Below are 11,756 nucleotides of genomic sequence, written 5' to 3'. Positions count from 1 at the left end.
GCTCAGAGGTTCGCGGGGGCGGTGGCGGCCCGGGCGGCGGCGACGAGCCGGCCGGTCTCGGCGGCCACCGCCTCGTCGTCGGTGGGCGTGCCCGGGTCGTACCGCACCGTCCAGGTCAGCCCGTCCACTCCGGGGACCCGGCGGGCGGCGACGCGGCCGGCGCCGCCGGGCACCGGGTGGTGCGCGGTGTACGCGACCGAGCGGGTGACCCGGGCCCGCACCTGGTGGGGCAGGTCGCCCGGGTCGAGCAGCAGGTAGGTCTCGGCCGGGCAGTCGGCGACCACGAGGTAGCCGTCCCGCTCGGCGACCCGGTCGGCGGGGGTCACGGTCAGCTCGCGGCCGGACCAGACCGCCTTGAGGACGTCGTGCCAGCCGATCCGCTCGCCCCGGCCGGGCAGCCACAGCCCGAGGTTGCTGGCCACCACGACGCCGTCGCCCTCGCCGTTGCCGACGGCGGCCCAGGCGAGCACCCGCTCGTCGTGGTGCAACGGCGGCCGGTCGGCGGGCGGCAGCTTGGGCTTGCGACTGAACAGTCCCATCACAGCCCTCCGGCGGCCTGCTCGCGCAGCGCCCGCGCGTGCTGCTCCAGCGAGAGCAGTTCCCCGAACAGGGCGAAGTATTCGTCCTTGTTGCTCACCGGGTTGATCCGCTGGATCTTCGACTTGAGGTCCTTGATCCGCCCGGTCACCGAGCCCCACTGCAGGCGGGCCATGGTGATCGAGACGTACCGGGGGTCGGGCTCGCCGTCGATGCGCAGCGGCTCCACGGCCAACTCGCCGACGAGGGCCTGGCCGGCCAGGTCGTCGCAGGCGTCGCGGACCTGCTCGATCCAGACCGCGCCCCCGGTGGCCGTCGCCGCGCCGCCGGCCGCGGCGATGGCCGCGCGGAGGGCGGCGTGCACCGGGTGCCGGTATTCGGCCGCCTCGACCGCGTCGAACATCGGGCCGGCCAGCACCGGCTCCTGGAGGGCGAGCTTCAGCGCCTCCCGCTCGACCATCGAGCGCGGACTGTCCACGTTGGGCGCTGCCGGGGCGTGGCGGGCGGGTGCGGCCGCCGCGCCGGCGGGCTGCCCGTTGGCGGCGGCCAGCACGGCGCGCTGCACCGGCTCGATCTCCATGCCGAGGTCGCCGGCGAGCTTGCGGACGTACTCGGGGCGCTTCTCCCGGTCCTTGATCTTGGCGACCAGCGGGGCGGCGCGGCGCATCGCCTCCACCCGGCCGTCGACGGTGTCGAGGTCGTACCGGTTGATCATGTGCCGGAGCGCGAAGTCGACCAGCGGCTCGCGGCGGGCGACCAGGTCGCGCACCGCGAGGTCGCCCTTGGCCAGGCGCAGCTCGCACGGGTCCATGTTGTCGGGGCTGACCGCGATGAAGGTACGCCCGACGAAGCGCTGGTCGTCCTCGAAGGCGCGCAGGGCGGCCTTCTGGCCGGCGGCGTCCCCGTCGAAGGTGAAGATGATCTCGCCGGCCACCGCGTCGGTGTCCATCAGCAGCCGGCGCAGCACCCCGATGTGATCGGTGCCGAACGCCGTGCCGCAGGTGGCCACGGCGGTGGGCACGCCGGCCAGGTGGCAGGCCATCACGTCGGTGTAGCCCTCGACCACCACCACCTTGCCCTGCTTGGCGATCTCCCGCTTGGCCTGGTCGATGCCGTAGAGGACGTGGGACTTCTTGTAGATCGGCGTCTCGGGGGTGTTCAGGTATTTCGGGCCGTCGTCGTCGTCGAAGAGCTTGCGGGCGCCGAAGCCGATCACGTCGCCGGTGAGGTCGCGGATCGGCCAGAGCAGCCGGCGCCGGAACCGGTCGATCAGGCTGCCCGAGCGGGACGGGCGGGACAGCCCCGCCGTGACCAGCTCGTCGTGGGTGAAGCCCTGCTGGCGCAGGTGCTTGGTGAGCAGGTCCCAGGCGTCGGGGGCGAAGCCGCAGCCGTAGCGCTCGGCGGCGGCCCGGTCGAAGCCCCGCTGGGCGAGGAACTCCCGGGCCGCCCGGGCGCCGGCCGTGGTGAGCTGGGCCCGGTAGAACTCGACGGCGGCGGCGTGCGCGGCCACCAGACGCTGGCGCTGCCCCTGCTGGGGGCGGGCGCGCGGGGCCGAACGGTCGTCCTCGACGTAGCGCAGCTGGAGGCCGGCGCGGGCGGCGAGCCGCTCGACGGACTCGACGAAGCTCAGGTGCTCGGCGTCCATCAGGAACTTGATCGCGTCGCCGCCGGCCCCGCAGCCGAAGCAGTACCAGACGTTGCGGGCCGGCGAGACGTTGAACGAGGGGCTCTTCTCGTCGTGGAACGGGCAGAGGCCCTTGAGGTTGCCGCCGCCGGCCGACTTGAGCGTCACCGTGTCGGAGATGACCTCGTCGATGGAGGTGCGCTCGCGGACCAACGCGATGTCCTCGTCCCGGATCCGCCCCGCCATCTCCGCCACCTCCTCGGCGTACATCCTGCCCTGCCGGACCGACGATCCGGCGGTCGGGGGGACGGGCGTGTGGCGGACACCGCCCGCCTCCGGTCACGCCGAGCGGCCGGCCCCGGCGGCGGCGTCGCCGATCCGCGGGAACGGTTCGATGGAGAAGACCACCTCGACCGGCACCTCGAAGTAGGCGGCGATCCGCAGCGCCAGGTGCAGGCTGGGCCGGAACTCGCCCCGCTCCAGGTAGCCGACCGTCTGGTAGTGCACGCCCAGCGCGTCGGCGAGCTGCCGCCGGGAGATTCCCCGTTCGGCACGCAGCACGGCGATCCGGTTGTGCACGACCTCGCTCATCGGCGCCCTCTCATCCGACCCGCTGCATGGCCCGCTCGCGGCGGGCCGCCACCCGCGAGCCGGACTCGCGCCGGGCCATCCGCCGCAGCACCACGGGGGCCAGCACCAGCCCGAGCACCGCCCACGCGCCGAGCACGCCGAACGTCTCCAGGTGGCGCCAGGAGCCGCCGAGCTCGACCGCGGCCATGCTGTCGGGCAGCAGCGCCGAGCGCATGCCCAACCCTAGCCAGTAGATCGGGAAGACCTGGGCGACGCCCTGGAGCCACCCGGGGTAGCCGTTGATCGGGTAGAAGATGCCGGACAGGGCGATCAGGCCCATGTTCGGCAGCATGACCAGCCCGAGGTTGCGCGGGTTCTCGATCAGCGAGCCGAAGACCGCGCCCATCGGCAGGGTGGCGACCAGGCCGAGCACCGCCACCCAGAGCAGGGTGAACCAGGCCGACACGCTGGCCAGCCGGAGCCCGTCCAGGAAGAACAGCGCCGGGACGAGTTGGAGGAGCATGCTCAGCAGCGCCACCGTCGACATCAAGGTGACCTTGCCGATCAGATAGCCGAGCATCCCGTTCGGGGTGGCCTTGGCGCGCAGCAGGGTGCCGTCCTCGCGCTCCATGACCAGCTGTGAGGCGAGCACCAGCATGCCGCCGAAGGCCAGGCCCATGCCGAGCGCGCTGGGCAGCGTACGGGCGCCGAGCGAGAAGGAGGTCCCGGGCACGGTGGAGCCGCGCATGAAGAACATCGTGACCAGCAGCGCCACCGTCGGGAAGAAGTAGTTCCACAGGTCCTGGCCGTTGCTGAAGGTGTTGCGCAGCTCTATCACGCCGCGCCGGAGACCGGCCCGGACGGCCGCCATCGTCGGGTTCATCGGTCGCTCCCCTGCTGCCACACCCGGTCGGCCCGGCCGGTCCGGACCCCGGATTCCTCCTCGTAGACCAGAGCCATGTACGCGTCCTCCAGGCTGGCCCGGCGGACCTCCAGCTCCTGCACCCGGTCGCCGTGCTCGCGGAGCAGGTCGCGCAGGAAACCGGTGGGATCGGCCGTGGCGTGCACGAACCGTTCGCCGCCCCGGGTCCAGCGGATCTCCGCGTCACCGGCGACCCGGCGGGACAGCTCGTCCGGCGAACCGTCGGCGATGATCCGGCCGCCGGCCAGGATGAGGATCCGGTCGGCCAGCTTCTCCGCCTCGTCCAGGTCGTGCGTGGTGAGCAGGATGGTGGTCTCGTCCAGGTCGGCGAGGCGGTGCACCAGCTCGTGGAACTCCCGCCGGGCGGCCGGGTCGAAGCCGACCGTCGGCTCGTCCAGGAACAGCAGCTCCGGGCGGCCCACGATGCCGACCGCCACGTCGAGCCGGCGGCGCTGTCCACCGGAGAGCCGGGCCACCCGCTTGTCCGCCTGCGCCGTGAGGCCGACGGTGTCCAGCAGGTCGTCGACCGGCCACGGCCGGGCGATCCGGTCGGTGGCGTACGGCGCGTAGAAGTCGCCGAGGTGGGCCAGCAGGTCCCGGACCCGCCACTTGCCGTGGTCGCGCCAGGACTGGAGCACCACGCCCAACCGGGCGCGCCAGCGCTCGTCGCCCCGGCCCGGGTCGACGCCGAGCACCCGGACCGACCCGGCCGAACGCAGCCGGAAGCCCTCCAGAATCTCGATGGTGGTGGTCTTGCCGGCGCCGTTGGGGCCGAGCAGGGCGAGCACCTCGCCGCGCCGGGCGGTGAGGTCGACCCCGTGCAGCACGTCGACGGTGCCGTACCGCATGCGGAGGTCGCGGACGTCGAGGACCAGGTCCTCGTCGGGCGGGTGGGGAGCCGTGGCGGCCCCCGACAGTTCGACCGCAGTCATACCGCGAAATGTAGCACCTCTACTACAATCCGAGGTACACCCGCTCACCGTCGGAAACCGGTCAGGTCAGCGTCCGGGTCGATGGAACCAGCGGGTCACCGGAGGCGGGTTCTCCTCCTCGTACGACCGGGCGGCGCGCACCGCGGCGGCCAGGCCCGACCGGCGCAGGCCGGCCCGCGGCCGCACCGCCGGGTCGGCGGCCATCTCCCGCACCAGGGCGACCGCCAGGCCCAGCATCACCACCACGAACGGCAGCGCCACCAGGATGGTGGCCTGCTGCAACGCGGCCAGGCCGCCGGCCAGCAGCAGCGCCGCCGCGACCGCCCCGATGAGCACGCCCCAGAGCACCACCACCCCCCGGTGGGGCCGCAGCGCGCCCCGGGAGCTCAGCGAGCCGAGCACCAGGGCGGCCGAGTCGGCGCCGGTGACGAAGAAGAGCGCCACCAGCACCGCCGCCACCGCCGTGGTGACCGTCGCGAGGGGCAGCGCGTGCAGCAGCCCGAAGAGGGCGTTCTCGGCGCTCGCCCCGACGTCGGCGACCAGGTCCCGGCGGCCGGTGCGCTGCACCCGCAGCGCGGTCCCGCCCATGATCGCGAACCAGACGACGCTGGCCCCACTGGGCACCAGCAGCACCCCGGTGACGAACTCGCGGACCGTACGCCCGCGAGAGATCCGGGCGATGAAGATGCCGACGAACGGCGCCCAGGAGATCCACCAGGCCCAGTAGAAGATGGTCCACGAGCCCAGCCAGGCCGGGTCGGTGAAGGCCCCGGTCCGGGTGGACATGACCACCAGGTGGCTGAGGTAGTCGCCGACCGAGGCGGGCAGCACCTCCAGCGTGTAGATGGTCGGGCCGGCCACGAAGACGAAGACCATCAGCCCCACCGCCAGCACGACGTTGCTGGTCGACAGCCACTTGATCCCCTTGTGCAGCCCGGTGAACGCGGAGACCACGAACGCGGCGGTGAGCGCGGCGATCACCACCAGCTCGACCCCGATGCTGTCCGGCACACCGGTGGCGCTGTCCAGGCCCGCCGCGACCTGGAGCGCGCCGAGCCCGAGGCTGGTCGCCGAGCCGAACACGGTGGCGAAGACCGCGAGCAGGTCGATCGCCTGCCCCACCGGCCCGTACGCCCGGGCGCCGAGCAGCGGCGCGAACGCCGCCGAGATCCGGCTGCCCCGCCCCTTGCGGAAGGTCGAGTAGGCCAGGGCCAGCGCCGCGACGGCGTAGATGCCCCACGGGTGCAGGGTCCAGTGGAACAGGGTGTACTGCATGGCCGTCGCCGCGGCCTGCCCGGTCTGCGGCTCGGCCCCGGCGGCGGGCGGCGGCGCGGCGTAGTGCTGGATGGGCTCGGCGACGGCGTAGAAAACCAGGCCGATGCCCATGCCGGTGCTGAACATCATGGACACCCAGGCCAGCGTGCTGAACTCCGGCTCGTCGTCGTCGGCGCCCAGCCGGATCCGACCGAACCGGGACGCGGCGAGCACCACGGACAGCACCAGGAAGGCGTCCGCGGCCACCACGAAGAACCAGCCGAAGGTGTCGATCACCCAGGCCAGCCCGGACTTCCCGAACGCCGCCAGGGACCCGCCGCCGAGGACCCCCCAGGCGACAACCGCGAGTACGCCGCCCACGCCGAGCCCGAGCACCACCCGGTCGGCACGTTCCGCCGGCCGGTCCTGCCGCGCCTGCTCCGCCATTGCCTCATCCTCAGCGGGCGGGTGACCCCGCCGGGGCAGAACGACGCAGGATCCCAGGGTCTCGGCGCCGGCGGGCCGATCAGACGGGGAGGACCGCCGACTCCTCGGCCTCGACCTGGGCGTTCCAGGCCGCCTTGGTGGAGCGCCAGCCCTCGTCGTCCATGCCGCGCCGCCAGTAGCCGGAGATGGACAGGTCGCCGCGGGGCACCCCGCGCTCGACCCGCAGGAGCCGGCGCAGCTCCTTGACCGCGCTGGCCTCGCCGTGCACGAAGGCGTGCACCCGGCCGGGCGGGAAGTCCAGCGCGCGGAGCGCCTCGACCAGCGGCTCGCCCACCCGACGGCCGGCACGGTGCAGCCAGCGCAGTTCGACCGCGCCCGCGCTGGCCAGCGGCAGCTCGTCGGCGGGGCCACCCACCTCGACGTAGACCTTGGCAGGCACGCCGGCGGGCAGCCGCTCCAGCGCGGCGGCGATCGCCGGCAGCGCGCTCTCGTCCCCGGCCAGGAGGTGCCAGTCGGCCGCCGGGTCCGGCGCGTACGCCCCGCCGGGGCCGGCGAACAGCACCCGGTCGCCGGGGCGCAGCCCGGCCGCCCACGGCCCGGCCAGCCCCTCGTCGCCGTGGTGCACCACGTCCACGGTCAGCTCGCCGGCCGCCGCGTCCCAGGCCCGCACCGTGTACGCCCGCAGCCGCGGCCACTGCTCGGCCGGGAACTCGCGCTTGATGGTGGCCAGGTCGGTCGGGTGCGGGTAGCGCACCCCGGCCGGCGGGAAGACGAACTTCACGTAGTGGTCGGTGTAGGCGCCCACCGGCAGGCCGGTCAGCTCCGCACCGCCGAGCACGAGGCGGATCAGGTGCGGGGTGGGCCGCTCGGTCCGGACGACCGTGGCGGCGGTGAGCTTCTTCGGGCGCTGCTCCGTCATGCTTCTTAGGCTAGCCTAAGTCCCTGATCCATCCCACCGGGCTGTCCGAGTGCCGACCGGTCGGCAGGGGTCGTCAGCGGCCCGCCACCAGGCGGCCGTGCCAGGCCAGGGCGGCCGGGTCGGTGAGCGAGGCCACCTGGTCGACCACCACGCGCAGCCGGGCCGCGTCGTCCGGGGCGGCCCGCCACAGCGGCGCGAAGACCGGGTCGAGCGCGTCCGGGGCCCGGTCGAGCAGGGCGGCCACCAGGTCGGCGAGGATGTCCCGCTGCTGTGCGTACCGGGGGCCGGCGCCGGGGCGGCGCATCACGTAGCGCAGGGCGATGCCCTTGAGCAGCGCGCACTGGGCCCGGATGCGGCGCGGCACCACGAGGTCGGCGGCGTACCGGCGGTGCGGGCCGGGACCATGGCGCTCCTGGGTGGCGGCCACCACGGTCGACACGAAGCGGCCGGTGAGCACGCTGGTGGTGGTCTTCAGCGCGGCCAGCGCCCGGTGGCTGCCGTCGTACGCGGCGAGCGGGGCGAGCACCGGCTCGGCGAGCAGTTCGGCCAGCACCTCGCCCAGGTCCTCGGGGCCCTCCCCGGAGTACGCGGCCGCCACGTCGGCACAGAGCGCCCGCCGCTCGTCGGCGTCCACCAGCAGCGGGCGCAGGCTGACGTAGCCGCCGTGGATGCCGTCCTCGACGTCGTGCACCGAGTACGCCACGTCGTCGGCCCAGTCCATCACCTGCGCCTCCAGGCAGCGCCGGTCGCCGGACGGGGCGCCCTCGCGCAGCCAGGCGAAGACCGGGCGGTCGTCGGCGTACACCCCGAACTTGCGCCGGCCGGGCCGGCGCTCCCAGGGGTACTTGGCGACCGCGTCGAGCGAGGCGCGGGTCAGGTTCAGCCCGGCGGAACCGCCGTCCGGGGTGAGCACCTTGGCCTCCAGCCGGGTGAGCACCCGCAGCGTCTGGGCGTTCCCCTCGAAGCCGCCGCAGTCGGCGGCGAGCGTGTCCAGGGCGTCCTCGCCGTTGTGCCCGAAGGGCGGGTGGCCCAGGTCGTGCGCCAGCCCGGCGGTGTCCACCACGTCCGGGTCGCAGCCGAGCCGGGCGCCCATCTCCCGGGCGATCTGCGCCACCTCCAGCGAGTGGGTCAGCCGGGTACGCAGGAAGTCGTCGGTGCCCGCGGTGTGCACCTGGGTCTTCGCGGCGAGCCGGCGGAACGCCGCCGAGTGCAGCACCCGGGCCCGGTCCCGCTCGTACGGCGACCGCCCGTACCCGGTGTCCTTGGGCGCCTCGGTGACCAGGCGCGCCGCGTCGTCGGGGCCGGAACCCCCGGTCAACCCGTCATCCCCGCTGCCGCAGAACGCAGAACTCGTTGCCCTCCGGGTCGGCCAGCACGGTCCACTCCACCTCGCCCTGCCCGATGTCGACGTGCCGAGCCCCCATGTCGACCAGGCGCTCCACCTCGGCCTCCAGGTCGGCCGGGCGCAGGTCGATGTGCAGCCGGTTCTTGCCCTCCTTGGGGCCGCTGACCGGGACGAAGACGATGCCGGGCAGCGTGTCGGCCGCGCGGCGGATCTCCACCTCGTCCGGCTTGTCGCTGATCACCTGGTAGCCGAGCGCCTCCGCCCACCAGTGGGCGAGCCGGGACGGGTCCTGGGCGTCGACCGTCAGGTTCTCCCAGACGCTGGTCATGCGGCCACCTTCCTGATCGACACGTACGCGGGAGCCCAGGTTACGCCCGGCGGGCCGGAATGGCGCGCCTGGACGCATGCGGGGCCGCCGACGTAAGCGCCGACGGCCCCGGAAGCGTCACCCCGTCAGCGGGAGTCGGAACCGGTGGTGGTGATCGCCGCGCGGCCGGCCTCCAGCCGGGCGACCGGCACCCGGAACGGCGAGCAGGAGACGTAGTCGAGACCGACCTCGTGGAAGAAGTGCACCGAGTCGGGGTCGCCGCCGTGCTCGCCGCACACGCCGAGCTTCAGCCCCGGGCGGGCCGCCCGGCCCTCCTCGGCGGCGATCCGGACCAGCCGGCCCACCCCGTCGCGGTCGATGGACTCGAAGGGCGAGATGCCGAAGATGCCCAGCTCCAGGTAGCGCCAGAAGAAGGCGCCCTCGACGTCATCGCGGGAGAAGCCCCAGGCCATCTGGGTCAGGTCGTTGGTGCCGAAGGAGAAGAACTGCGCCGCCTCGGCGATCTGCCCGGCGGTCAGCGCCGCCCGGGGCACCTCGATCATGGTGCCGATCAGCACCTCGACGCCGCTGTCCCCGACCACCTCGGCGATGATCCTCTCGGCCTCGGCCCGTACCGTCTCCAGCTCCTGCACCGCGCCGACCAGCGGCACCATGATCTCCGGCTTGGCGACCGCGCCGTCGCGGGTGACCGAGACGGCGGCCTCCGCGATGGCCCGGACCTGCATGGCGAACAGGCCCGGGATGACCAGACCGAGGCGTACGCCGCGCAGGCCCAGCATCGGGTTCTCCTCGTGCATCCGCCGCACGGCGGCGAGCAGCGCCTCCTCCTTGGCGACGTCCTCGCCGCGCTCCTGCGCGACGGCGACGTTGACCGCGAGCTGCTCCAGCGGGGGCAGGAACTCGTGCAGCGGAGGGTCGATCAGCCGGACGGTGACCGGCAGGCCGTCCATCTCGCGGAAGATCTCCTTGAAGTCGTCGCGCTGCAACGGCAGCAGCGCGGCGAGCGCCGACTCCCGCTCGTCGTCGGTGCGGGCCAGGATCAGCCGCTCGACCAGCTCCCGCCGGTCGCCGAGGAACATGTGCTCGGTGCGGCACAGGCCGATGCCCTCGGCGCCGAAGCGCCGCGCCCGGGCCGCGTCCGCCCCGGTGTCGGCGTTCGTCCGGACCAGCAGCCGCCGCGTGGCGTCGGCGTGCGTCATGATCCGGTGTACGGCGCGGACCAGCGGGTTGTCGATGTGCTCCGGGTCGAGGCTGCCCTCGAAGTACTGCACCACCTCGGACGGCATGACCGGGACCTCGCCGAGGTAGACCTTGCCGGTGGTGCCGTCGATGGAGACGACGTCGCCCTCGTTCACGGTCTGCCCGGCGACAATGAACTTCTTCGCCGGCACGTTGACGTCCAGCTCGTCCGCGCCGGAGACGCAGGTCTTGCCCATACCCCGGGCCACCACCGCGGCGTGGCTGGTCTTGCCGCCCCGCGAGGTGAGGATGCCCTTGGCGGCGATCATGCCGTTGAGGTCGTCGGGGTTGGTCTCCCGGCGGACCAGGATCACCGACTCCCCCTCGGCGGCCAGCTCGACCGCACGCGCGGAGGTGAAGACCACCTTGCCCGAGGCCGCGCCGGGTGAGGCGCCGATGCCCTTGGCGACCGGCTGGAACTCGTGGTCGAGCCGGAACCGGGGGAACATCAGCTGGGCGAGCTGTGCGCCGTTGACGCGGTGCAGCGCCTCGTCCAGGTCGATCAGGCCCTCGTCGACGAGCTGCCCGGCGATGACGAACGCGGCGGCGGCGGTGCGCTTGCCGACCCGGGTCTGGAGCATCCAGAGCTTGCCGCGCTCGATGGTGAACTCGATGTCGCAGAGGTCCTTGTAGTGCTCCTCGAGCCGGGCCATGTAGTCGAGCAGCTCGTCGTAGGACTTCTTGTCGATCCGCTCCAGCTCCTGCAACGGCACGGTGTTGCGGATGCCGGCCACCACGTCCTCGCCCTGGGCGTTGGCCAGGTAGTCGCCGTAGATGCCCTGCGCGCCGCTGGCGGGGTCACGGGTGAAGGCGACGCCGGTGCCGGAGTCGGCGCCCAGGTTGCCGAAGACCATGGCCACCACGTTGACCGCGGTGCCCAGGTCGGCCGGGATCCGCTCCTGGCGACGGTAGACCACCGCCCGCTCGGCGTTCCACGACTCGAAGACCGCCCGGATGGCCAGGTCGAGCTGCTCGCGCGGCTCCTGCGGGAACTCCCGCCCGGTGTGCTTTGCGAAGATCTTCTTGTACGCGTCGACCAGCCCGCGCAGGTCGTCGGCGTCCAGGTCGAGGTCGTTCTGCGTACCCTTGGCGCGCTTGGCGTCGTCGAGCGCGTGCTCGAACTCCTCGCCCGGCACCTCGCAGACGGTCTTGCCGAACATCTGGATGAGCCGGCGGTAGGAGTCCCAGGCGAACCGGTCGTTGCCGCCGGCCTGGGCGCTGAGCCCGACCACGCTGCGGTCGTTGAGGCCGACGTTGAGGACGGTCTCCATCATGCCGGGCATGGAGAACTTGGCGCCGGAGCGCACCGAGACCAGCAGCGGGTCCTGCGGGTCACCGAGCTTGCGGCCCATCCCCCGTTCCAGGGACTCCAGGTGCGCCTCAATCTGGGCGGCCAGCCCGTCCGGCTCCCGGCCGGTCCCCAGGTACGCCTTGCAGGCCTCGGTGGTGATGGTGAAGCCGGGCGGGACCGGCAGGCCGAGATTGGTCATCTCGGCCAGGTTGGCCCCCTTGCCGCCGAGCAGGTCCTTGAGGTCCTTGTTGCCCTCGGCGAAGTCGTAGACGTACTTGTGCTCGACCGTCTCTTGCGGTGCCACCAGAGCCTCCCACGCGCGCCATTGACACTTAACGAAGGTTCAGT

The 11,756-nt window shown here is 73.3% G+C and carries 10 protein-coding genes; all 10 read right to left on the bottom strand.

Annotated elements, in window-relative coordinates:
* Positions 1 to 2: 2 nt before the first annotated feature.
* On the bottom strand, positions 3 to 539 hold the full coding sequence (locus ACFYPD_RS22755; protein ID WP_387116816.1) for a hypothetical protein: 537 nt from the start codon (positions 537 to 539) through the stop codon (positions 3 to 5).
* A complete protein-coding gene (gene dnaG / locus ACFYPD_RS22750; protein ID WP_387116813.1) occupies positions 539 to 2,431 on the bottom strand; it encodes a DNA primase in 1,893 nt (630 codons plus the stop codon). Before dnaG ends, ACFYPD_RS22755 begins: the two co-directional genes overlap by 1 nt.
* Before the next feature lie 69 nt (positions 2,432 to 2,500).
* Positions 2,501 to 2,752: a helix-turn-helix transcriptional regulator gene (locus tag ACFYPD_RS22745; protein ID WP_262282095.1), complete on the bottom strand. Its 252-nt coding sequence runs from the start codon at positions 2,750 to 2,752 to the stop codon at positions 2,501 to 2,503.
* Positions 2,753 to 2,762: 10 nt separating this feature from the next.
* Complete coding sequence (locus ACFYPD_RS22740) at positions 2,763 to 3,614, bottom strand: ABC transporter permease (RefSeq protein ID WP_387116810.1); 852 nt, start codon at positions 3,612 to 3,614, stop codon at positions 2,763 to 2,765.
* Positions 3,611 to 4,585: an ABC transporter ATP-binding protein gene (locus ACFYPD_RS22735; RefSeq protein WP_387116808.1), complete on the bottom strand. Its 975-nt coding sequence runs from the start codon at positions 4,583 to 4,585 to the stop codon at positions 3,611 to 3,613. Before ACFYPD_RS22735 ends, ACFYPD_RS22740 begins: the two co-directional genes overlap by 4 nt.
* A 66-nt stretch (positions 4,586 to 4,651) precedes the next feature.
* Positions 4,652 to 6,286: a BCCT family transporter gene (locus ACFYPD_RS22730; RefSeq protein WP_387116805.1), complete on the bottom strand. Its 1,635-nt coding sequence runs from the start codon at positions 6,284 to 6,286 to the stop codon at positions 4,652 to 4,654.
* 79 nt (positions 6,287 to 6,365) lie between these two features.
* Positions 6,366 to 7,205 (bottom strand): siderophore-interacting protein, encoded by an 840-nt coding sequence (locus ACFYPD_RS22725; protein WP_387116802.1) that lies wholly within the window; start codon positions 7,203 to 7,205, stop codon positions 6,366 to 6,368.
* A 73-nt stretch (positions 7,206 to 7,278) separates the two neighbouring features.
* Positions 7,279 to 8,523 (bottom strand): deoxyguanosinetriphosphate triphosphohydrolase, encoded by a 1,245-nt coding sequence (locus ACFYPD_RS22720; RefSeq protein WP_387116799.1) that lies wholly within the window; start codon positions 8,521 to 8,523, stop codon positions 7,279 to 7,281.
* 4 nt (positions 8,524 to 8,527) lie between these two features.
* Positions 8,528 to 8,878: a VOC family protein gene (locus ACFYPD_RS22715; RefSeq protein WP_387116797.1), complete on the bottom strand. Its 351-nt coding sequence runs from the start codon at positions 8,876 to 8,878 to the stop codon at positions 8,528 to 8,530.
* A 125-nt stretch (positions 8,879 to 9,003) separates the two neighbouring features.
* Positions 9,004 to 11,712, bottom strand: a complete 2,709-nt coding sequence (gene ppdK, locus ACFYPD_RS22710; protein ID WP_387116795.1) for a pyruvate, phosphate dikinase — start codon at positions 11,710 to 11,712, stop codon at positions 9,004 to 9,006.
* Positions 11,713 to 11,756 lie beyond the last annotated feature (44 nt).

This window comes from Micromonospora sp. NPDC005299 (assembly GCF_042872345.1).
GTDB lineage: Bacteria > Actinomycetota > Actinomycetes > Mycobacteriales > Micromonosporaceae > Micromonospora.
This window is presented reverse-complemented; position numbering and strand designations above follow the sequence as displayed.